The sequence below is a fragment of the Bacillus sp. AF23 genome, assembly GCF_020861455.1.
Taxonomy (GTDB): domain Bacteria; phylum Bacillota; class Bacilli; order Bacillales; family Bacillaceae; genus Bacillus; species Bacillus halotolerans.
In genome coordinates, this window is sequence record NZ_JAJHVY010000027.1 from 91,897 (window position 1) to 113,376 (window position 21,480).

Consider the following 21,480-nt stretch of genomic DNA (forward strand, 5'->3'; position numbering starts at 1 on the left):
CTCACATGAACGAAGTAATCAAATCATTAACAGATCACCGCTCCATCCGCAGCTATACGGACGAGCCGGTGCCAGAAGAGCAGCTGGACCACATTATACAAGCGGTGCAATCAGCCCCTTCTTCTATCAACGGGCAGCAAGTAACCGTCATCGCGATTCAGGATAAAGAGCGCAAAAAGAAAATCTCCGAGCTGGCGGGCGGACAGCCTTGGATTGACCAAGCTCCGGTTTTCTTGCTTTTCTGCGCAGACTTCAATCGGGCAAAAATTGCGCTTGAAGATCTGCATGACTTCAACATGGAAATCACAAACGGGCTAGAATCCGTTCTTGTCGGCGCAGTTGATGCCGGCATCGCACTTGGCACAGCGACGGCAGCGGCTGAATCACTCGGACTTGGCACTGTTCCGATCGGCGCGGTTCGCGGAAATCCAAATGAACTGATCGAGCTGCTTCAGCTTCCGAAATACGTGTTCCCTGTATCGGGTCTTGTCATCGGCCATCCTGCCGATCGTTCAGCGAAAAAACCTCGTCTTCCAAAGGCAGCGGTTTATCACAAAGAAACGTATCTGCAGCAGGACGAGCTGACATCACACATTCAGTCATATGATGAACAAATGTCCGAATACATGAAAAACCGGACCAACGGAAAAGAAACACGAAACTGGTCACAAGGCATCGCCTCATACTATGAGCGCCTGTACTATCCGCATATTCGTGAAATGCTCGAAACACAAGGATTTAAAGTTGAAAAATAAGCCACACCCGGCCTGTCGGAATTCCGGCAGGCCCCTTTTATTGTCCGGATAAAATCCATTGACTTTCATTTTGTTTATTTGGTAAAATTTTATCAATGTTACTCATTGGTTTTCTGTGAACCAATGGGTTTTCTATTGTTCAAGAAAGAAGGAAGCCAAGAGATGCTTGATAAAAAAACAGAGATCTTGTTAGCCGCGCGGAAGCTTTTTTCTGAAAAGGATTTTACGTCGGTTTCCATGCAGGCAATCGCAGAAGAATGTAAGATATCAAAAGCTTCGATATATAAGCTGTTTCAATCGAAGGAAGATTTGCTTTTGGAGCTGCTGACGTTTAACCAGAAGCAAATGGTGGCCGCGGCGTCAAGACTGCAGGAAAATACCGCGCTGACACCGGAGGAGCGTTTGATTCAAAAGGTCAAAATGGAGCTGGAAGGATTCAGGCGGAATCAGCAGTTTTTTAATATGCTGACCTACGGAAACCCCAAGCTGCACAATGACCGTGTAAAACAGCATATCCATCAGACCAGATCAACGATTATCTGCTGGCACCGCGATTCGCTGATCCAGGCGTATGGAGAAACCATTCTCCCGTTTGTATGGGATTTGGTGATCATTCTTCACGGCATGATGCGTGAGTTTTTAATGCTGATCAAAATAGAGGAAAAACCGCTTGATCTTGACCCGATCGCAGCGTTTATCATCAGCACCCTCAATCAGATTGTCAAAAACAAAGAAACACGGCAGTCCCTGCTTCCGCCTGAGACCATCGAGCTTTATATCCAATCGGCGTCCTCCTACCAGCCAAAGGATAAATCACTCCTGTTATCAGAAAGCCTGAAAGAATTACATAAAGGCATCTCTTCCCTGCCCGCCGCGGATTATGATATCGATGAGTTGGCATCCGCTGCAGCCATGCTGGAAGAGGAAGCAAAAAAGGAAGAGCCCCGCGCCTTTTTACTGAAATCACTGATTGGCTATCTGGAACAAACCGGTGTTTTAACACAGCAAATTTCTATGTTAAAAACACTGTTAATTACTTAAAGAAAAGAAGGGATCTTATTGGACACAAGTATTGAAAAAAAACCGTTTAACCGTTCTGTCATTGTCGGCATTTTGTTAGCCGGGGCGTTTGTCGCCATTTTGAACCAGACACTGTTAATTACCGCTCTCCCCCATATCATGAGGGATTTTCATATAGATGCAAACCAAGCCCAATGGCTGACGACTTCATTTATGTTAACGAACGGTATTTTAATTCCGATTACTGCGTTTTTAATTGAAAAATTCACGAGCCGTACGCTTCTCATTACGGCGATGAGTATTTTCACTGCTGGAACAATCGTCGGCACGTTTGCCCCGAACTTTCCGGTTCTGCTGACGGCCCGTATCATTCAGGCGGCCGGAGCCGGTATTATGATGCCGCTCATGCAGACAGTATTTTTAACGATCTTTCCGATTGAAAAGCGCGGCCAGGCTATGGGTATGGTCGGATTGGTCATCTCCTTCGCGCCTGCGATCGGACCGACTCTTTCAGGATGGGCAGTAGAAGCTTTCTCGTGGAGATCATTGTTTTATATCATTCTTCCGTTTGCCGTGATCGATTTGCTTCTCGCTATCATTCTTATGAAAAACGTGACGACATTAAGAAAAACACAGATTGATATTTTATCAGTGATCCTGTCGACATTTGGATTTGGCGGGCTGCTCTATGGCTTCTCAAGCGTCGGCTCTTACGGATGGACCAGCTCAACGGTTCTGATTTCACTGCTTGTGGGCGTGATCGCGCTGCTCTTATTTATTACAAGACAGATGAAGCTCGAAAAACCGATGCTGGAATTCCGCGTATTTACGTTTGGTATCTTCAGCTTAACAACCCTGCTGGGAACCCTTGTCTTTGCTTTATTAATTGGTACGGAAACCATTCTGCCGCTGTATACACAAAACGTCAGAGACGTCACAGCCTTTGATACAGGGCTTATGCTTCTGCCGGGAGCCATTGTGATGGGCTTCATGTCACCGATTATCGGAAGAATTTTTGACCGTGTCGGCGGAAGAGGTCTGGCGATTGCAGGTTTCTGTATCATCTTCCTGACGTCACTTCCGTTTATGCAGCTGACTGACCATACGTCACTGGCTTGGATTGTCGTTTTATATACCGTTCGTCTCTTAGGGACAGCGATGATTATGATGCCGGTGACAACAGCCGGAATCAATGCGCTGCCGCGCCACCTGATTCCGCACGGAACAGCGATGAACAATACGGTTCGCCAAGTCGGCGGCTCCATCGGAACTGCTCTCCTGGTATCCGTGATGAGCAACCAGGCAGCACATGCAGGAACCGCAAATGTAAAACACGCCGCTCTGCACGGCATGAACGCCGCTTTTATTGTGGCAGCCTGCATCGCGCTTGCCGGCTTACTTCTATCCTTTACATTAAAGAAACCTCAGCGCCCTGCCGAACAGCAGCCGGCACGCTGATCCTATAAAAAAAGAGCCCCGCTTTGAGAGCGGAGGCTCTTTTTGGTTTTACTTCTCTAACCCGTCTTTCACTTCTTTAATCATTTGCGTCATTGACTCAAGTCCGCCTCCTGATAAGTACCAAGTAGCTGAATCAAGGTAAACGACATGATTATTTTTCACGGCGTTTACGTTTTTCACATAGTCGTTTTCAACGACTTGTTTTGTAGATGATGTTTCTCCGATTGCTGTACCGCGGTCAATAACAAACAGGTAATCAGGGTTTGTTTTTGAAATGTACTCATATGAAACGCTTTGTCCGTGAGTAGATGCTTTGATATTTTTATCAGCCGGTGTCACGCCGAATACGTCGTGGATCAGCCCGTATCTTGATTTAGAACCAAAGGCGCTGATTTTTCCGTCGTTCGCCATCATCACAAGGCCGTTTTTGTTTTTCTTTTCAGCTGTTTTCTTAAGATCCGCAATTGAGTTATCAATTGTTTCGAGCTCGTCTTTTACTTCATCTTCTTTATCAAAGATTTTACCGATTGTTTCTGCATCTGATTTAAATGATTCCATGTAGTTCGCTGTATCTACGCCAAGGTAAATGGTCGGTGCAATATTAGAGAATTCTTTGTAGGACTCAGATTGTCTGCCAGAGATAATGATCAGGTCAGGGTCTAACTCCGCTACTTTTTCAAAGTCTGGCTCTTTTAAGCTTCCGACATCAGCATATTTGTCATCTTTGAATTTGGACAGATATTTAGGAAGGGCTTGTTTCGGCAGGCCCGCTACTTTATCATCAAGACCTAATTTATCTAATGTGTCTAAGCTTCCTAAATCAAATACAACGACTTTTTTAGGGTTCTTTGTCACTTTTGTGCCGTTTTTGTCCAGCTGGTGTTTCACCGTCATTTGTTCTTTCTTCGTGTCAGAACCTTTGCTGCTTGAGCTTTGGTTTCCGCAAGCGGAAATGACAACAGCCGTCACCAATGCGATGAATAGAATTGCAAACTTTTTCATGCTCTTCACCTCTTCTGTATATTAAGAAAAATAAACACCTATTCTTTGGTTATCAATCGTCTGAATCGGGATGGTCATATCGTAGATTTCTTCGAGCACAGAGGTTTCAATCATCTCCTCCGGCGGCCCCTCTTTTACGATTCGGCCGTTTTTCAAAGCAACGATATGATCGGAATAGACGGAAGCAAAGTTGATATCGTGAATCACGATCACGATTGTTTTTCCAAGCTCCTCTACCAGCCGTTTCAACAGTTTCATAATTTCAACTGAATGTTTCATATCCAGGTTGTTCAGCGGCTCATCCAGAAAAATGTAATCCGTGTCCTGGGCAATGACCATTGCGATAAAAGCCCTTTGGCACTGTCCGCCGCTCAGCTGATCCAAGTACTTATCCTGAATCTCCTCCAGCTTCATATAACTGAGCGCCTGGTTGATATGAACCCAGTCTTCCTCTGTCAGCCGGCCCTGTGAATAAGGGAATCTGCCAAAACTGACAAGGTCTTTGATGGTCAGTCTGATATTGATTTGGTTCGCCTGCTTTAATATACTCATTTTTTTGGCAAGCTCTTTGCTGTCGCAGGTTCCGATCTCTTCTCCGTCTATGAAAATCTCACCGGAATCCTTTTTGGTCAGGCGGCTCATAATAGACAGCAGCGTACTTTTGCCGGCGCCGTTAGGACCGATAAACGAGGTGATTTTGCCTTTTTGAATCGTGACTGACGTCTCTTCAAGAACAACTTTGCCTCCATATTGTTTGCTTACATTTTTGACCTCTACCATGATTTATTCTCCTTTAACAGCAAGTAGATAAAATAAATCCCGCCGGCAAAATTAATAATAACGCTCAGCGTCGTTGAGAAGGTGAATACTTTCTCAACCACAAACTGTCCCCCGACTAACGCAATAATGCTGATTAAAACAGAACCTGCGATTAAGTATGAATGCTTATATGTTTTCAGAAATTCTCTCGCCAGGTTGACGACGAGAAGCCCCAAGAACATAATCGGGCCGACAAGCGCGGTAGAAACAGAAACAAGGATCGCGATCACGATCAGCATCTGTTTGACAACTTTGTCGTAGTTAATGCCCAAATTGACGGCGTGTTCACGGCCGAGTGACAGCACGTCAAAAAATTTCGTGAAACGCCAGACATAGATACCGGTCAGCAGAAAGATGATGAAGGCGAGCCATAACAAATCAGTGTTGATGTTGTTAAAGCTGGCAAACATTTTGTCCTGCACAACCTGAAACTCATTCGGATCAATCAGCATCTGCATAAAGGAAGACAGGCTGCTGAACAGCGTGCCGAACACGATTCCGATGAGCAGAAGAAAGAAGATATTTTTCCCCTCACCTTTGAACATGATCTGATAGAGAACAAAAGAAAACAGAACCATCAGCAAAACAGAGATGATGAAGTTGATGTTTTTATTCATGATTACGATATTCATAGAACCGAACAAAAAGATGATGACGGTCTGAATCAGCATATAGAGAGAGTCAAGGCCTAAAATGCTGGGCGTCAGGATGCGGTTATTCGAGATAGTTTGGAAGATCATCGTCGAAAACGCAATCGCTCCGCCTGTCAGCATAATGGCAGCGACTTTTTTGATTCTTCTCGGCAGTGTGTAATCCCAATTGCCTAAGTCATAAAACAGAAACAAACCGATACATACAACGGCTATACCAACGAGCAACGCAATTTTTATCTGGTTACGCATACGCTTTTCTCCTTAACAGCATAAACAGGAAAATGCCGCTGCCGATGATTCCGACCATCAGACCAATCGAGATTTCATATGGGAAGATAATGACTCTGCCCAATATATCGCAAAACAGAACAAAAACCGCTCCCAGCAGCGCAGTGTGCGGCAGGCTGTTTTTCAGGTTGTCTCCTCTGTAAATCGATACAATGTTCGGGATGATTAAACCGAGAAACGGAAGCATACCGACAGTCAAAATGACAAGTGACGTAATCAGGGATACGATAATGAGCCCGATGTTCACAACCCGTTTATACTTGAGGCCGAGGTTGACAGAAAAGCTTTCTCCCATACCCGCCACTGTAAATTTATCCGCATAAACATAGGCAATGATGACAAGCGGAATACTCAGATAAAGAAGCTCGTATCTCCCTTTCACAACTAAGGAGAAATCCCCCTGAAGCCATGATGACACGTTCTGGATCAGGTCATATTTATACGCGATAAACGTCGCGATTGAGCTGACGATATTCCCGAGCATTAAACCGACAAGCGGAATAAAGATGGTGTCGTTAAACTTGATTTTTTCAAGAATTTTCATAAACAGAAAATTGCCGACTAAAGCAAAGACAAAAGCAATCATCATTTTCATTAAAGGACTTGCCGATGTAAACAGAAGCAAGGATATTAAGATTCCCAGCCTCGCCCAGTCCATCGTGCCGGCCGTTGTCGGTGACACGAATTTGTTTCTGGTGATCTGCTGCATAATCAGGCCGCAGATGCTCATGCTCATGCCCGCGATCAGAATGCTGATCAGCCGCGGCAAACGGCTGGCAAAGAGCGTTGACGCCTCTTCTTTGCTTAAATCAAAGAGATCAAGCGGCGACAAATCTTCTACGCCGATAAATACAGAAGTGACTGCTAATATGATAAGCAGAAAAAATAAGTAACGTAGCTTCATGCTGCCTCCTTACATCCTCACAGCAAAAAGAACGTATCTCCTACTCCGCAAGGACTCAAAACGATATGGCCATATAGTAATTGATTATCATTATCATTTACATATTACCATTTTTCTAGTGTTAGTCAATATTCTTTAAAAATATTAACTTCATTATCTATTCAATTTTACTAATCATTCAAACCCTTTTCCATCACAAATCGTTAGTCTGTTTACCATATTTATCTTCACTATGCTTCAAGTTCGTCATCAGACCTGACATAATTCCTCCCTATAAATACAAATGTTCATTCCACAAAGAAATTTCTCCTTGATTTACAGAACTGAAAGAGGGATAATAAATACTAAATTTGTGTGAAAATTTTAAACATTAGGAGATGTAAACATGAAGGTCGTTAAATTCGGAGGCAGCTCACTCGCTTCAGGCGCACAGCTTGAAAAGGTGTTTCAAATCGTAACCTCAGATCCCGCGCGCAAAGCTGTCGTGGTTTCGGCTCCGGGCAAACGCTATTCCGAGGATACGAAAGTGACTGACCTCTTAATCGCATGTGCTGAACAGTATTTATCATCCGGCAGCGCCCCTGAACTGGCGGAAGCGGTCATTGAACGGTATGCTCTGATCGCAAATGAGCTTCAGCTTGAGCCGTGTATTATAGAAAAAATCCGTGATGATTTGTTTACGCTTTTAGAAGGAGATAAAAGCAATGCCGTACAATATTTGGACGCAGTCAAAGCAAGCGGTGAGGATAACAACGCTAAGCTGATTGCCGCCTATTTCCGCCACAAAGGCGTGAAAGCGGAATATGTGAACCCAAAGGATGCCGGCCTTTTTGTAACAAACGAACCCGGCAACGCGCAGGTGCTGCCTGAATCGTATCAAAATCTCTTTCAGCTGAGAGAGCGTGAAGGCCTCATCATATTCCCCGGCTTTTTCGGGTTCAGCAAGGATGGCGATGTGATGACTTTCTCACGGAGCGGTTCTGATATTACAGGCTCGATTCTTGCCAACGGACTTCAAGCCGATTTGTACGAAAACTTTACGGACGTGGATGCTGTGTACTCTGTCAATCCGTCTTTTGTTGAGAATCCAAAGGAAATCAGCGAGCTGACATATAGAGAGATGCGCGAGCTGTCGTACGCAGGCTTTTCAGTGTTTCACGATGAGGCGCTCATTCCGGCCTTCAGAGCGGGCATTCCCGTGCAGATCAAAAATACGAACAACCCGTCGGCGAACGGGACTCGTGTCGTCAGCAAACGCGATAACACTAACGGTCCTGTCGTCGGCATTGCCAGCGATACCGGCTTTTGCAGCATTTACATCAGCAAGTATTTAATGAACAGAGAAATCGGGTTTGGCCGCAGAGCCCTTCAAATCCTAGAAGAACACGGTTTGACGTATGAGCATGTTCCATCGGGAATTGATGACATGACGATCATCTTAAGACAGGGCCAAATGGATGCTTCGGCCGAACGAAGCGTAATGAAGCAGATTAAAGAGAACCTTCATGCCGATGAAGTCATTGTCGAGCACAATCTGGCGCTGATTATGGTTGTAGGAGAAGCAATGCGCCATAATGTCGGCACAACGGCAAGAGCGGCCAAAGCCTTATCAGAGGCGAAAGTGAATATCGAAATGATTAACCAAGGATCTTCTGAAGTGAGCATGATGTTCGGCGTAAAGGAAGCCGAAGAAAGAAAAGCCGTCCAAGCATTATACCGGGAGTTTTTCGCGGGTGTGCTGGTCTCTTAATCTATACATAAAAGCGGGCGGCAGGGCCCGCTTTTTATATTGCCCGCCGCGATAGCCGAATTGTTCATTTTTTTGCCTTGTCCACTATTATCCCTATCAATCCGGCCATGTCCGCATATTTTGCAGTATCCATCATAGGGAGGTGAAGCCTTATGTCAGGATACGCTAACGGCGGCGGTTACGGCATCGGTTCTTTCGCTTTGATCGTTGTATTGTTTATTCTATTAATTATCGTCGGTACTGCATTTACAAGAGGCTTCTAAGTCTGCAGTACAGCGCCGTAAGACAATACCATTGTCATGCGGCGTTTTTTAGTTGTTTTCTTTATTTTTCAATCTATATCCTGAAAGCCCTGTCCACCGCGTTTATGCAGCATATCATAAAGTAATCTCACAAGGAGGTGGCACAGATGTCTGGTTACGGAAACTCTTTTGCTTTGATTGTTGTGTTATTTATCCTCTTAATTATCGTGGGAACTGCATTTTTTAACGGAGGCTACTAAGAAAAAGGAATCTCCATGAATCAGGCGGCGCCGTAAGGTCCATATCCTGCGTTGCTGTATCTTTAAAAGAAAACCCCTTCTCTTATTGAGAAGGGGCCTGGTTCTTACGTCATTCCTCTTTCTGTGACATGAAAGTCGGATGCTTCAGCATGTGCAGAGACGCCAACCGCTGTAAAAACAGCTGCTGCAGCCAAACAAATAACAAATAACTTAGATTTCAATTTCATACAAACCTTCACTCCTTTGTATTTGTTTTCTTGCCTCTTCAACTCTAAGAAAGTAGGAAGCAGACAGTTCAAACCATTTTTGTTCATAGTAATATTTTGCTACTTCTAGGCCTAAATCCTCTATATCAGCATACATATTTTTATTTTTTAAATATCGGAAACATCGTTCGATTCCTTCTGTATTGGGCTGTGCCTGATATAGGGATTGTAAAAACTCAAATTTTACCGCGTAATCTGTATCGTCTGTTTCTTTAGCATATTCATAGCCCCTCTTGTGATATTCCGAGGCCTTCTCATGTTTTCCGCGTTTATAATAAATAAGTGTTATTAAAAAATATGCTTGAGGCAGAGAATTGGTGATTCTGCTGTTTTCAAAAGTGGAAACCGCTTTCTCAAAATGTTCAATGGCAGGGTCGAGGAGGTCTTGATTGTAATAACACAGCCCTAAATTATAAAATGCTCTTCCGACCAATTGGGCTTTTTGTTCCGCTTCCGCCATCTCCAGCGCCAATTTGAAATGCCGTGCGGCTTGTTCAAAATTTCTCTCATCCATGAGGTTAACCCCGAACACAAAATGGCATTGGATAATCCGAACATTATAGGTTTCCTGCTCTACATAAATTTCATATGCATTTTTGATATGAATCAATGAAAAGTACGTTTGCTTCATATAATAATAAGCTTCCGCGATTTTAAAATAAAATTCAGCCCGTTCAATATGATCGGAAACAAAAGAAAGTTTTTTCTCCGCCTGTTTATAATATGTAATGGCAGAAATAAATTCCCGCTTATCAAACTCATACATTCCGCGGAAAAAATTCACATAATAATCGAGAAGCCCTTTCAGATCAGCTTGGTTGCTGTCTATATTTCGTGATAATTCTGACAGGCTTGGCTGGTCTTCGATATTTAATTTCTCCAGCGGCTCGAGATAATCAAGCATAAGCTGGTGGCGAAATTCCATTAGTGAGTAATATAACAGCAAGTTGGAATCATGCTGCATGTGTTTCAGTTCCTGCTGGATTTCAGCTTTTAGCACCTCGGCATCCGGCACGCTGAAGGTCCGGATATATTTGTACCACTCGTTAATTTTTTGACCGACCGCTGAAGAAGGAATTACCCCGCTCTTCATTCCTTCACCCTCTCCCATCAAAAACTGTTTATGTCATATTTTATCATGTTTAAAGACTGTCCTAACCCGAAAAACACGCAATCTTTATTTCGGGAGCACGCAATAAAAAAAGGAATACCGAAGCGATGTTAGAAAGAAGAAGGCGGCAGCATCTGACGATATTCCGCCGCCTTACATGATTGATTGCTATTTTGCAGGTAAAGGAAGGCGGATAATGAATGTTGTGCCTTTCCCTTGTTCACTCTTAATGTCTATTGTACCTTGATGCATTTCTACCAGCTGCTTGACGATGGAGAGGCCGAGGCCGTATTCTCCGTACGCCGTGTTCGTTCTTGAAATATCAGCTTTGTAGAACCGCTCCCAAATATGCTCGATATCCTCTTTTGAAATGCCGATTCCCGTATCTTCAATTTCGATAATGGTCTCTTTATATCCTTCTGTTCCCCGCAGCCAAATGTCACCGTGCTGCGTAAATTGGATGCTGTTTTTTGTAATGTTCACGAGGATTTGAATTAACCGGTCATAGTCGGCATGAACGATCACGCTGTCCTCCACCTGAATCATCAGCTTATTTTGCTTTTCTTCCGCCTGCTGTTCAAGGTGCTCTTTCATGATTTCGAATACCTCAATCAGCGGAACGTCAAGCTTGTTCAGGGTGATTTGCTGTGATCTGATTTTTTCGTAATCGAGATTTTCTTTTACAAGCCGCAGCATTCGCTTCGTTTCCTCACTGATGAGCGAGAAGCATTTTTCTTTATTCTCCTCTGGAATCGTATTGCTGTCCAGCCCTTCAACCAAACCGTTAATGGTTGTCAGCGGCGTTCTTAATTCATGAGATACATCGGCAATAAACTGCCTTCTCCGCTTCTCAAGCCGATCGATTTCATCCCTCGACTGCTTTAATTTTTTCGCCATGATATTAAAGTCAGACGCCAGCACCCCGATTTCATCCCGGTAGCCGTTTTCCAAGTGGATGTCATAGTCGCCGGAAGCTACTTTATCCGTTGCTTCTCTCAGCTTTTGAATGCGTTTCACATGGAATTTGGAAAGCAGCCAGCTGACGAGAATGGTAATGACAAGCGTGCTGATTATCGCGTAAAACATATAGAGGTTGACCTGGTTAATCATTTGCTCTACGCCGCTGATTGGAGAAATCAGCAGTACCGCGCCTTTAAATTCATTGTTAACAAAAATCGGCTGTGCAACAAGGGAAACCTCATCGTTAAAACGGCCATCCGCTCTGTTCATGACCACCTGCCCTTTTTTCAGCTTCTCCCACTCCGCTTTCTTCAGCTTTTCCCGTGGGTGAAAGTCTTCAGGGTGAAAATAAGGCTGCTGTGCTTCATTAAAGATAATAAACTGTGTCTTTCTTGTGCGTAATATATCCTGATATGGGTACAGCCGGCGCATATCAACCTGGCCGGTTTGAAATTCGCTTGCAATCTGCACCGCATATGACGTCAGTTCCTCTACTTTATTTTGGTAGGCAAACTCTTTCACGAAGTGAGAAAAAAGAGAAATAATGATAACAAATGCTAAAATTAATATGCTGACATGGCTCAGCAGCAGCTGATACAAATATTTAATCCTCATCAAATTTATACCCTACTCCCCATACAGTATATAGGAAAGGCCTGTCCTCACTTGCAAGCTTTTTCCGCAGCCGTTTAATATGAACATCGACAGTCCGTTCGTCTCCGTAAAACTGATAGCCCCATACCTGCTCAAGCAGCTGCTCTCTGGAAAACACCTGCCGCGGGTTCTGCACAAGGTAATAAAGCAGGTCAAATTCCTTAGGCGTGAGGTTTTCAACAGGCTCCCCGTTTAAAAATACTTCTCTCGTCTTTTTATTAATTTTAAAGCATTCCGATTCAATCGTATCTTCTTCCGCTGCCGCCTTGCCCGTCGCCTGATATCTTCTGTTCACGGCTTTGATGCGGGCAACCAATGTCAGCGGGCTGAATGGCTTCGTCACATAATCGTCCGCACCCATCTCAAAGCCGATCACCTGATCTGATTCGGTGTCTCTGGCAGTCAGCATGATAATCGGAACCGTGCTTGTCTCTCTTATTTTTCTGCAGATGGTTACGCCGTCCATAGACGGAAGCATAATATCCAGAATCACCAAATCCCAATTCTCTTCCGCAAAGCGCTGATACCCCTCTAAACCGTCATGAACAAATTCAGCTTCAAAACCTTCCTTAAAAAAGAACATCTCTGTCATCGTACAAACACTAACGTTATCTTCTATCATTAAAATTTTCATTGGATCCTCCGATTGTTTTGATGCTTTTCTATATAATAGCACCATTTTATACAGAGAATTTTAGGTTTCACAATTGTTAGTTTTTATTTCATCAACTAGAAATAGATTGTTCATATTTTTTTCATACCTTTGGACTACTATAAATTTATCAACAAGCGGGCCAGTCTCACAGGCGGTGTTATCCATAAAAATACCTATACGGGGGAACATAAATGAATTTTATCAAACGGGCTTTTTGGAACATGAAGGCCAAAAAAGGAAAAACGTTTTTGCAGTTATTTGTGTTTACAGTGATTTGTATATTTGTTCTGTCTGGCCTCACGATCCAGTCAGCAGCTCAAAAATCCAGCGACCTTGCCAGACAGGAGCTGGGCGGAACCGTAACGCTTCAAGTTGACCGGCAAAAACAAATGGAGAAGCAGAAGGACAGCGGTGAAAAACGCAGCTTCGAATCTACACCGATAAAAGTGTCTGATGCCAATAAGCTGACAACGCTTGATCATGTGAAGAGCTACAACTTCATTACATCAGCTTCAGCCAACGCCGGAAACTTCGATGCGATTGAAAGCTCAAGCTCTAGTGATTCGACCACAGACTCAAGCTCAAGCGATACAAAAGGCGCTCCAATGCAAGGCGGAAAACAAATGGTTCAAGCCGATCTTTCGATTGAAGGCGTCATCAGCACGTCGCTGTTAGAGGAATTCTCTGACGGAGATTCAAAAATCACAGACGGGCGCGCGATTACAAAATCTGATGTCGGCAAAAACGTCACAGTGATCAATGAAACATTAGCAGAAGAAAATGATGTAAGCGTTGGGGATTCCATCACAATTGAATCAGCAACAGACGAAGATACAACAGTCAAACTGAAGGTTGTCGGTATTTATAAAACAACGTCTTCAGGCGATGACCAAGCCCAGAATTTCTCATTCTTAAATCCTTACAATAAGCTTTACACGCCTTACACAGCAACAGCGGCGCTGAAAGGTGACGATTATAAAAACACGATTGATTCAGCTGTTTATGATATGGACGATGCTGAACATATTGATGCATTCGTAAAAGCAGCGAAGAAAACGTCAATTGACTTTGATACGTTTACATTAAATACAAACGATCAGCTTTACCAGCAAATGGTCGGTCCGATCGAAAATGTAGCTTCTTTCTCTAAAAACGTTGTGTACCTTGTATCAGTGGCAGGCGCTGTCATTCTTGGCCTCATTGTCATGATGTCAATCAGAGAGCGCAAATATGAGATGGGTGTGTTAATGGCGATCGGTGAAAAACGGTGGAAGCTGATTGGCCAGTTCTTAACTGAGATTCTGATCGTGGCTGTTGTGGCCATCGGCATTGCATCAGTGACTGGAAATCTGGTCGCCAACCAGCTCGGCAATCAGCTGTTATCCCAGCAGATCAGTTCATCAACTGATTCAACACAAACCGCAAGCGGCCAAATGCCCGGCGGCGGGGGCGGCATGGGCCACGGAATGTTCGGCCAAAGCTCTTCAAACGCGGACGTCATTGATTCACTGAATGTGGCAGTTTCGATGAACGATATGCTTGTTCTCGGCGGAATCGGAATGTTAATCGCTGTCATTGCAACGCTGCTGCCGTCTATTTCAGTACTGCGGCTCCACCCGAAAACGATATTGACAAAACAGGAATAGAAAGAGGCGAAACGAATGAGCTTATTAGAATTTCAACAAGTCGGCTACTGGTATAAAGACAAAAGCCAGCCCTTGTTTCAGGATATCAATATCAGCTTTGAAAAAGGTAAATTTTATACAATTGTCGGCACATCAGGGACAGGAAAAACGACCTTCCTGTCTCTGGCAGGCGGACTTGACACACCTAAAGAAGGACATATCCTTTATGACGAAAAAGCTGTTTCCAAAATCGGATTGACGAATTTCAGAAATAAATACGTATCCATTGTCTTTCAGGCGTACAACCTGCTTCCATATATGACAGCTCTGCAAAATGTGACAACCGCCATGGAAATCACAGGTTCAAAGGAAAAGAACAAAGAAGCATATGCGTTGGAGATGCTGGAGAAGGTCGGCATAAATGAAAAACAAGCCCGGCAAAAGGTGCTGACATTAAGCGGCGGACAGCAGCAGCGTGTTTCCATTACAAGAGCGTTTTGCTGTGACACGGACTTGATCGTAGCCGATGAACCGACCGGAAACCTTGACGAGGATACGTCAAAAGAAATTGTGCGGCTCTTTCAGGATTTGGCGCACAAAGAAAATAAATGCATCATCATGGTGACGCATGATGAACAAATTGCAAGGGTCTCTGACACTAACATCAGACTTTCACGAGGAAGCTTTACTGTGACGGAAAACGCCGCAGTCGTCTAACAAAAACGCGCCTCTGCCAGTGCAGACAGGGGCGCAACCTATATCCCCCTTTTATATAGAAGTGAACGTAAAAAGAGCGGCGGCTGCATCCCCCCGCTCTTTTTATTGTTTCTGTTTTTCAGCCTGCTTTGACTTCTCTCTTCTCTTCTTTTTCCAAACAGCGAGGATAAACAGAAATAATGGAAACAGCACTTGAAAGGGCAAATGAATGTACAGCGGCACTACTTTCAGCCCTTCATTTAGATGCTCTGAAAAGTTGGTGGCAATTGCGATAGAGAGGATGAGTATGCCCAGTCCCATTGGATATGCCAACTGTGAAGGATTTTTTTCCTTAAAAAGAGTGGACGCACCCACCACCACCGCATACAGATAGAGGCTGACTTTGAAGAAGCCGCCGATAATCAGTGCCAGCATAAAAAAGATATCAAGCCGATCCAGAAATTCTTCCACTTTGATTGTCTGAATCGTACTTAAAAGCGGAAACTGCGATCGCAATGTCAGATCAACATCAAGCACACTGATATTAATCGCTACGGTAAGCGCCACAATCAATCCGCTGATGACCGTAGCGAGCATCCCCACTTTTTTGACATTCTTGCGATCATTGAGATTAGGGAAAATCATTACAAATAAAACAATTTCACCGAACGGAACGTACATGGTTTGTGTAAAAACAGAATGAATAACAGGGAAAATCCCGTCTGCTAAAACCGGTTTTAAATTTTTCAGATCTATGGAACCCGATACAATGATCAGCACGAGACCGAGCGCACCCAATAGATACATTGCCCCGAAGAGAAGCTCGCCCGCCCGCGCCAGCACTTCAATTCCTTTTCTGACGGCATATATGCTGACCACCATTAGTAAAGCATTCACGATGATAATCGGAGTATCATGGTAAGCAAACGTCAGCAGCATTTCTCCGAAATCACGCAGCACCCGGGCGGCAATATATGCAAAATATAAGATATAAAGAAACGAAAAGAACCAGCTCAGCTTTTTGCCGAGCATATCATCCATGTATTCTTTCGGGGAGAACTCCGGATAGCATTGATAGATCCCCTGATACAAGTAAAAAAGAAATAAACCAACTGCACAGCCTAACAGCACTGCTATCCAGGCATCCCGGCCCGCCATCGTTCCCGGTGTAATCAATAAGGAGCTGCCCAGCTCAAAAATGATCATCATGACAAACAGCTGCCTAATGCTGATTTTGGCTTTTTCCATCTGTCACTACTCCTTTCTTGACCTATTCATGATTAAGCTGGTTTCTGAGCGGATTATTTCGCAGCCCCGTTCTTCTGATATACGTCTCCGCCTTTATATCGACAGGCAGATCAGGCAAATATTCTTTGTCCCATGTATCCCTCATTTTTTTCCACTGCTTCGGATACTTCCTGTATATCGTGTCTCCGAATCCGATAAAGTCGATTTTATGTTCCTTTATCTTTTCAACTGCATGGCTGATTTCCTTTTCCAGCTGTTTATTGAGTGCTTTTTCGATATCGGCTAACACCTTTGGGTCAGACAAATGAAATGGATACTTTACTGCGTCTATTATGCCTTCAACCGTCACGTGAACATGAATGCGGGGACGGCCGTTTCGTATTTCCGGGTTAAGCTTTGTTGTCTGATGCGTGACCTGTAAGCTTACCGCATCTTTTGTCTTCTTCCAATCGGCATTAATAAACGTATGCTGGATTTGATTCTTAAGCCAGACAACCCCAACTTTGTCCTTATCTTCAATCCAATATTTTAAATGGCCTCTTTTATCGAATACCGCCAAACCGTCCGCCTGAAGAATGGCTTGCGGGTCAGTCGCCTGTGTGTTTTCCAGGCTGACTCCTTTTTTATCATCCCCGATCATCCTGTATCCGGGGATCACCGGCGCTTCTGTTGTAATAGCAAGTGTTTTCAAGACATCTTGGATACTGGTTTTAATCACCCGCCCATATTGCGCTTGCGTGAAGTCGAGTGTTTTATTGACTTTATTGGAAGGAATTTTATCAATCGGCGTAAGCGTTTTGACGATATTTTCGGCTTTCGTTTTATGGGCGATGACAATCGTTGCTGTGGTCCTGAATTCCGTATCGCGGTCAAGGTTATCTAACACAAAATTCAAACCTTCCTCTTTCGCCAGCTTTTCACTGATCACGACCAGGTTGGTATGGGCAAAATAAAGCCGCCTGGATATTTTCATAGAGGCTTTTCTGAGCGCTTCCGTCATGTTGTCGCCTACTATGGAATAGACGGATACAGGCGGCCTGTCTCCCGCACCGCCGCCCTGAAGCCCTCCGGCGACGTTTCCGGGATTAATAATCTGAAAGTGCAGTACGTAATTCCCTTCATTTGTCCGATCAATGCCGATTGCCGAAATAATCGCAAGATCTGTCAGCTCACGCTTATCCCAGCAGCCGGGCAGCACAATGATGCTCAAAAGCATGATAACGGCTAGTACACGTTTACGTATCATCTTGATCTCCTTCTCTCAACTCTTTGTTCACCATTCCGCGTGAACCATCCGGCTGAGGACGCTGGTCTTTCCCCTGACGGACCTTATCTTTTTTGCTGATGGATTCGGGCCTTTTCTGGTCGGCCCACCAAGGAACACGGAAGAGCGTGTCCTTCACGCCTTGTGAAGAAAAGGGCGCAAGCGGCGACATATAAGGAACACCAAAGGAACGCAGACTGCATAAATGAACAAACATCATAATAATCCCTAATACCAGCCCGTAAAAACCCATTACGGCAGAAGCAATGATAAACATAAACCGAATGAGGCGGGCAGATATCGCCATGGCAAACGCCGGGGTTGCAAAGCTGGCAATTGCCGTTATGGCAACGATGATGACCATAGCCGGAGACACGATACCAGCCTGAACAGCAGCTTGGCCGATAACTAGCGCGCCTACAATCGAAACAGCCGATCCTACAACCCTCGGCAGTCTGACCCCAGCTTCCCTGAGAATCTCAAAAGCAACCTCCATTGTGATGGCTTCAACAACGGCCGGAAACGGAACGATTTCCCGCTGGGCAGCAATGACGATTAACAGCTGTGTCGGAATCATTTCCTGATGAAACGTCGTGGCTGCCACATAAACAGCAGGTGCGACAAGTGAAATAAAAAAGATAAATATCCGCAGAATTCGTATACTTGTCGCAATGTCAAAGCGTGAATAATAATCTTCAACCGACTGAAAAAATTGAATAAATAAGGCTGGGGCAATCAGAACAAACGGTGTTCCGTCCACAACGATTGCAAATCTTCCTTCTAATAGATTTCCTGCGACGACGTCAGGGCGTTCCGTGTGATACATGGTCGGAAACGTCGTAAACGTTTCGTCTTCGATCAGCTGCTCGATGTATCCGGATTCTAAAATACTGTCAATGTCTATTTTTTTCAGGCGCTGCCTCACTTCCTTCAGCACCTTTTCATCACAAATGCCGTGAATGTACATCAGCGCGATATCCGTATTTGTTACAGAACCGATTTTCATTTTTTCGACCCATACATTGGGATTTTTAATGTATCGCCGAATCATGGAAATATTGGTTTGCAAAGACTCTGTAAACCCTTGGCGCGGGCCCCGGAATGACATCTGGGTGCTCGGCTCTTGTATGGAACGGTGCTCTCCCCCCTGGGTGCTGCAGATAAGCGCCTCATCAGAACCGTCCGCAAAAACCAGCGCATTTCCAAGCATCAATTCAGTGAACAGCTTGTCCCAGCTCTTTTCAGCTTTTACTCCGCCCAGTGGAAGCGTTTTTTCAAGGATCTGCTTTATCGCATGGGCGTTTTGGATGGTTTGGTCCTGAATCAAAGGCTCGATTAACGATTCATGTATCGTGTTATTATCGACCAGACCCGCGATATAAATAATGGCCAGGTGAACATCATCCTGTTCCCCTGCTTTCACTTCCCGAATGATGACATCAGAGCTGCTTCCGACTTTCTTCTTCATGTCCGCCACATTTTTCGCCAAACTTGAAGAAGCCAGAATCGGCCCTTCTTCTTTCTTCTGCTGATTCTTATCTTCTTGTTTCTGGCTGTCTTTCGTTTCGGTATTTTTCTTTTGCTTAAAAAATGACGGCATACACAAAATACCTTTCCTTATCGTTTTCTCATATTCTTCCTGTCAGCCTTAAGATTATGCATGTGATTGGCGAGCGGGTATAACTCTCTCATAAAGATAGACACTAAAAGCGGAGGGTGATGAAGGATGAAAATATTAGGCGTGACGGCTGTTTTATTAATATGTTTGTTGGTGATTTCAGTTTTCATGGACATGCTTCAAGGATTCAGTTTAGGAAAAGCCATTTATAATAATATGTCCAGCTTCAAGATGACATCGTTTGCGGAATGGATGATGCTTTTATTTTTTGTTTTGCTATTGGTGAGAGAGATATTCGTGATCTATAAATCGAACAAAAAGAGCCCCTAGAGCGAGGCGCTTTTGTTCAGACGATCATATTGCCGTTTACCTTATCTCCGTTATTGTTGGTGATGGTTCCTTTGATGATTCGATTTCCGATGATGGCGGAATTGGTTGAGGTGTCCGTTTGAATGGCCACCGCCGTGCTTGCGGAGAGGTTATTGATGGTGTTTCCTGAAATGATAGAGCCTGAGGAGCCGTTGAGATAAATCACAATCGGTCTGCCGGCTGTTCTATTGACTGAAATGGTATTATCAAAAATGTCATGAACGCCGGTGCTGATATAGATGGTCACTAGAAGAGGAGATCTTTCAAAATGGTTTCCGACAATAGAGGTTTTTGCACTTGTCGTACAGTAAACCGGGTAATTTTTAAAGTTTTTAAATGTATTGTTTTTAATGATTGCGCCAGCATTGTTTGTGACAGAAACGGCATACGATTCAAGGGCCGCTTCAAACGCGTCGGGGTTAAGCGTATTTCCTTCGATCAACGCGCTTCCTTGAGCGATCCAAATGCCGCGGCTGAATTTTCTCAGCACATTGTCTTTAATGATCATATCGCCTCCTGAAATGTTCACCCCGTCGATGACTTGAATAAGACAGTTATTCAGAAATGCGGTATCATCAGACAGCACCGCTCGAAGGCCGGTACTGCGCCTTGTTTCAGACAGTCCGTTTTCAATCTGGTTGCCGTCTACCTTTACGTCGGAAGACTGATAAACCAATATCCCTGTGTTTTCAAAATTGCTGATTTTGTTGTTCGTGACAAGAACGCTCTTTCCTCTGACATCAATTCCGGTTGAAAATCCGGTAATGAGGTTGCCGGCGATCACTGCATCACTGCTTTCTTTTCCCTGTGAAACACCCAATCCGGTAATCCCGACTCTAGGCGCCGCAGCCGCGTCTTCCGCCCTTCTAAGAATATTCCCCTTAATGACCGTTTGAGTGCCGTACCCATAGCTGATCGTATTGTCTGAGTGGTTTCCTTCTATTGAAATGCCGTACCCGTTAAAATTGGTCACAGAACTTGAAACGTTTCCATTAAAATAGTTATTTCGAATCGAGACATTGAGCGGTTCCTCATAATCAATATTTCCTTCACCATATCCTTCAATGTCAATTCCGAATTTCGGCGCTGTTCCATTTCCCGTTCCGGCATCTTCAATCACGCAGCCCTCCACCGTAACTGTGTCACATCCGGTAATCGAAATGTTATTTCTCCTCGATCGCCGAACCTTACAGCGGCGGATGGTAATGTGCTCTGATGTTCGATAATCGTTATTTGTCTTTAAGCCCCGCGGACTGATAATGATCCCATCTCCGGTAAAATCAGAAATGTTGACATCATCAACGACAACATTTGAACACCCTTCAATACAAATGCCGAAGCCCCATTCATGGGTTGACCTTATCCCCGCGGACGCATACGTATGCTCGTCGCGCTCGCCGATAATTTGTCCACCGGAAATGGTTATATTCTCTTGCTTGCCTACATAAAATGCAGAATACCCCCAGGAGCTGTTCGGAATGACTTTGATGATACACTCAGAGTCCATGACAATATGAAGATTGCCAGGAACAATAATCCCAGCGTTGCGAAACACCTGATTCGCATCCCCTCCAAGCGTCCCGTCAATTAAATATGTTCCTTTCGGGAACCAGACTGTATGGTACCCCTTTGAAACAGCCGCGCTGAGGCATTGATTAATCAGTTCTGTCGAATCCGTTTTTCCGTCCCCTGAAATACCGAAATCTGCTGCATTCAAGATGAATTCAGCCAATGATCCAACCTCCTCCCGCATGATTGTTACCATGATATTCGCGGCAGCCCGATCTGCTTGTACATTTCTCTAAAATTTTATTAAAAAAGTATAAAGAAATACTATCGTTAGAAAATGTAACAATATGAGAC

At 44.2% G+C, this 21,480-nt stretch carries 21 protein-coding genes; 9 read left to right on the forward strand and 12 right to left on the reverse strand.

Annotated features, from left to right (window positions below; genetic code table 11):
• Positions 1–5: 5 nt before the first annotated feature.
• The 3 genes from LNN34_RS14250 (at position 6) to LNN34_RS14260 (ending at position 3,233) form a co-directional block, all read left to right on the forward strand.
• Positions 6–755 (forward strand): NADPH-dependent oxidoreductase, encoded by a 750-nt coding sequence (locus tag LNN34_RS14250; protein WP_044161874.1) that lies wholly within the window; start codon positions 6–8, stop codon positions 753–755.
• Positions 756–917: 162 nt separating this feature from the next.
• Positions 918–1,796, forward strand: a complete 879-nt coding sequence (locus tag LNN34_RS14255) for a TetR/AcrR family transcriptional regulator (protein ID WP_069487498.1) — start codon at positions 918–920, stop codon at positions 1,794–1,796.
• 18 nt (positions 1,797–1,814) lie between these two features.
• Positions 1,815–3,233, forward strand: coding sequence for an MDR family MFS transporter (locus tag LNN34_RS14260; RefSeq protein ID WP_044161878.1), 1,419 nt, complete (start codon positions 1,815–1,817; stop codon positions 3,231–3,233).
• Between the two features lie 48 nt (positions 3,234–3,281).
• On the opposite strand, the gene LNN34_RS14265 is transcribed toward LNN34_RS14260, so the two are convergent.
• The 4 genes from LNN34_RS14265 to yclN are packed head-to-tail and all read right to left on the reverse strand — an operon-like array spanning position 3,282 to position 6,899.
• Entirely contained in the window at positions 3,282–4,235 is a 954-nt protein-coding gene (locus LNN34_RS14265; RefSeq protein WP_215510863.1) for a siderophore ABC transporter substrate-binding protein, read from the reverse strand.
• Positions 4,236–4,256: 21 nt separating this feature from the next.
• The gene (yclP, locus tag LNN34_RS14270) at positions 4,257–5,015 is read right to left on the reverse strand and encodes a petrobactin ABC transporter ATP-binding protein YclP (protein ID WP_024120218.1); all 759 of its coding nucleotides are present in this window, start codon (positions 5,013–5,015) and stop codon (positions 4,257–4,259) included.
• Positions 5,009–5,956, reverse strand: a complete 948-nt coding sequence (gene yclO / locus LNN34_RS14275) for a petrobactin ABC transporter permease YclO (RefSeq protein WP_229043681.1) — start codon at positions 5,954–5,956, stop codon at positions 5,009–5,011. The genes yclP and yclO overlap by 7 nt, the downstream gene beginning before the upstream one ends.
• Positions 5,949–6,899, reverse strand: coding sequence for a petrobactin ABC transporter permease YclN (gene yclN / locus LNN34_RS14280; RefSeq protein WP_099043690.1), 951 nt, complete (start codon positions 6,897–6,899; stop codon positions 5,949–5,951). The genes yclO and yclN overlap by 8 nt, the downstream gene beginning before the upstream one ends.
• Before the next feature lie 385 nt (positions 6,900–7,284).
• On the opposite strand from yclN, the gene LNN34_RS14285 reads away from it, so the two are divergent.
• The 3 genes from LNN34_RS14285 (at position 7,285) to LNN34_RS14295 (ending at position 9,151) form a co-directional block, all read left to right on the forward strand.
• Entirely contained in the window at positions 7,285–8,649 is a 1,365-nt protein-coding gene (locus LNN34_RS14285; RefSeq protein WP_069487496.1) for an aspartate kinase, read from the forward strand.
• 152 nt (positions 8,650–8,801) lie between these two features.
• On the forward strand, positions 8,802–8,912 hold the full coding sequence (locus LNN34_RS14290; RefSeq protein WP_024120215.1) for a YjcZ family sporulation protein: 111 nt from the start codon (positions 8,802–8,804) through the stop codon (positions 8,910–8,912).
• Between the two features lie 146 nt (positions 8,913–9,058).
• On the forward strand, positions 9,059–9,151 hold the full coding sequence (locus LNN34_RS14295; RefSeq protein ID WP_024120214.1) for a YjcZ family sporulation protein: 93 nt from the start codon (positions 9,059–9,061) through the stop codon (positions 9,149–9,151).
• A 104-nt stretch (positions 9,152–9,255) separates the two neighbouring features.
• Here LNN34_RS14295 and LNN34_RS14300 read toward each other — a convergent pair whose 3' ends face one another.
• The 4 genes from LNN34_RS14300 to yclJ form a co-directional block, all read right to left on the reverse strand.
• Complete coding sequence (locus tag LNN34_RS14300) at positions 9,256–9,378, reverse strand: PhrC/PhrF family phosphatase-inhibitory pheromone (protein ID WP_010333023.1); 123 nt, start codon at positions 9,376–9,378, stop codon at positions 9,256–9,258.
• The gene (gene rapC, locus LNN34_RS14305) at positions 9,362–10,510 is read right to left on the reverse strand and encodes a response regulator aspartate phosphatase RapC (protein ID WP_044161883.1); all 1,149 of its coding nucleotides are present in this window, start codon (positions 10,508–10,510) and stop codon (positions 9,362–9,364) included. The genes LNN34_RS14300 and rapC overlap by 17 nt, the downstream gene beginning before the upstream one ends.
• A 186-nt stretch (positions 10,511–10,696) precedes the next feature.
• A complete protein-coding gene (locus LNN34_RS14310; protein WP_082687805.1) occupies positions 10,697–12,106 on the reverse strand; it encodes a sensor histidine kinase in 1,410 nt (469 codons plus the stop codon).
• The gene (gene yclJ, locus LNN34_RS14315) at positions 12,093–12,776 is read right to left on the reverse strand and encodes a two-component system response regulator YclJ (protein WP_024120210.1); all 684 of its coding nucleotides are present in this window, start codon (positions 12,774–12,776) and stop codon (positions 12,093–12,095) included. The genes LNN34_RS14310 and yclJ overlap by 14 nt, the downstream gene beginning before the upstream one ends.
• Positions 12,777–12,988: 212 nt before the next feature.
• On the opposite strand from yclJ, the gene LNN34_RS14320 reads away from it, so the two are divergent.
• Both LNN34_RS14320 and LNN34_RS14325 read left to right on the forward strand, forming a co-directional pair.
• Positions 12,989–14,443 (forward strand): ABC transporter permease, encoded by a 1,455-nt coding sequence (locus LNN34_RS14320; RefSeq protein WP_229043682.1) that lies wholly within the window; start codon positions 12,989–12,991, stop codon positions 14,441–14,443.
• A 15-nt stretch (positions 14,444–14,458) separates the two neighbouring features.
• Positions 14,459–15,139: an ABC transporter ATP-binding protein gene (locus LNN34_RS14325; RefSeq protein ID WP_229043683.1), complete on the forward strand. Its 681-nt coding sequence runs from the start codon at positions 14,459–14,461 to the stop codon at positions 15,137–15,139.
• A 102-nt stretch (positions 15,140–15,241) separates the two neighbouring features.
• Here LNN34_RS14325 and LNN34_RS14330 read toward each other — a convergent pair whose 3' ends face one another.
• From LNN34_RS14330 to gerKA, 3 genes are read right to left on the reverse strand one after another with little or no spacing between them, the layout of a single operon-like run.
• Positions 15,242–16,366 carry a GerAB/ArcD/ProY family transporter gene (locus LNN34_RS14330; RefSeq protein ID WP_059334486.1) on the reverse strand — a complete coding sequence of 375 codons (1,125 nt, stop codon included), beginning with the start codon at positions 16,364–16,366 and terminating at the stop codon, positions 15,242–15,244.
• A gap of 22 nt (positions 16,367–16,388) precedes the next feature.
• A complete protein-coding gene (locus LNN34_RS14335; protein WP_044161892.1) occupies positions 16,389–17,612 on the reverse strand; it encodes a Ger(x)C family spore germination protein in 1,224 nt (407 codons plus the stop codon).
• Complete coding sequence (gene gerKA, locus LNN34_RS14340) at positions 17,602–19,230, reverse strand: spore germination protein GerKA (protein ID WP_059291965.1); 1,629 nt, start codon at positions 19,228–19,230, stop codon at positions 17,602–17,604. Before gerKA ends, LNN34_RS14335 begins: the two co-directional genes overlap by 11 nt.
• Positions 19,231–19,356: 126 nt before the next feature.
• Here gerKA and LNN34_RS14345 point away from each other — a divergent pair, with 126 nt between their 5' ends.
• Complete coding sequence (locus LNN34_RS14345) at positions 19,357–19,578, forward strand: hypothetical protein (protein ID WP_044161896.1); 222 nt, start codon at positions 19,357–19,359, stop codon at positions 19,576–19,578.
• 16 nt (positions 19,579–19,594) lie between these two features.
• On the opposite strand, the gene LNN34_RS14350 is transcribed toward LNN34_RS14345, so the two are convergent.
• Complete coding sequence (locus LNN34_RS14350; protein WP_083244553.1) at positions 19,595–21,349, reverse strand: right-handed parallel beta-helix repeat-containing protein; 1,755 nt, start codon at positions 21,347–21,349, stop codon at positions 19,595–19,597.
• Between the last annotated feature and the right edge of the window lie 131 nt (positions 21,350–21,480).

Coding starts and splice junctions, on each gene's coding strand:
- yclJ (WP_024120210.1), bottom strand. CDS start 12,776: ATGAAAATTTTAATGATAGAAGATAACGTTAGTGTTTGTACGATGACA.
- LNN34_RS14345 (WP_044161896.1), top strand. CDS start 19,357: ATGAAAATATTAGGCGTGACGGCTGTTTTATTAATATGTTTGTTGGTG.
- LNN34_RS14330 (WP_059334486.1), bottom strand. CDS start 16,366: ATGGAAAAAGCCAAAATCAGCATTAGGCAGCTGTTTGTCATGATGATC.
- LNN34_RS14255 (WP_069487498.1), top strand. CDS start 918: ATGCTTGATAAAAAAACAGAGATCTTGTTAGCCGCGCGGAAGCTTTTT.
- yclN (WP_099043690.1), bottom strand. CDS start 6,899: ATGAAGCTACGTTACTTATTTTTTCTGCTTATCATATTAGCAGTCACT.
- LNN34_RS14285 (WP_069487496.1), top strand. CDS start 7,285: ATGAAGGTCGTTAAATTCGGAGGCAGCTCACTCGCTTCAGGCGCACAG.
- LNN34_RS14290 (WP_024120215.1), top strand. CDS start 8,802: ATGTCAGGATACGCTAACGGCGGCGGTTACGGCATCGGTTCTTTCGCT.
- LNN34_RS14295 (WP_024120214.1), top strand. CDS start 9,059: ATGTCTGGTTACGGAAACTCTTTTGCTTTGATTGTTGTGTTATTTATC.
- LNN34_RS14250 (WP_044161874.1), top strand. CDS start 6: ATGAACGAAGTAATCAAATCATTAACAGATCACCGCTCCATCCGCAGC.
- yclP (WP_024120218.1), bottom strand. CDS start 5,015: ATGGTAGAGGTCAAAAATGTAAGCAAACAATATGGAGGCAAAGTTGTT.
- LNN34_RS14325 (WP_229043683.1), top strand. CDS start 14,459: ATGAGCTTATTAGAATTTCAACAAGTCGGCTACTGGTATAAAGACAAA.
- yclO (WP_229043681.1), bottom strand. CDS start 5,956: ATGCGTAACCAGATAAAAATTGCGTTGCTCGTTGGTATAGCCGTTGTA.
- gerKA (WP_059291965.1), bottom strand. CDS start 19,230: ATGCCGTCATTTTTTAAGCAAAAGAAAAATACCGAAACGAAAGACAGC.
- rapC (WP_044161883.1), bottom strand. CDS start 10,510: ATGAAGAGCGGGGTAATTCCTTCTTCAGCGGTCGGTCAAAAAATTAAC.
- LNN34_RS14335 (WP_044161892.1), bottom strand. CDS start 17,612: ATGATACGTAAACGTGTACTAGCCGTTATCATGCTTTTGAGCATCATT.
- LNN34_RS14320 (WP_229043682.1), top strand. CDS start 12,989: ATGAATTTTATCAAACGGGCTTTTTGGAACATGAAGGCCAAAAAAGGA.
- LNN34_RS14265 (WP_215510863.1), bottom strand. CDS start 4,235: ATGAAAAAGTTTGCAATTCTATTCATCGCATTGGTGACGGCTGTTGTC.
- LNN34_RS14300 (WP_010333023.1), bottom strand. CDS start 9,378: ATGAAATTGAAATCTAAGTTATTTGTTATTTGTTTGGCTGCAGCAGCT.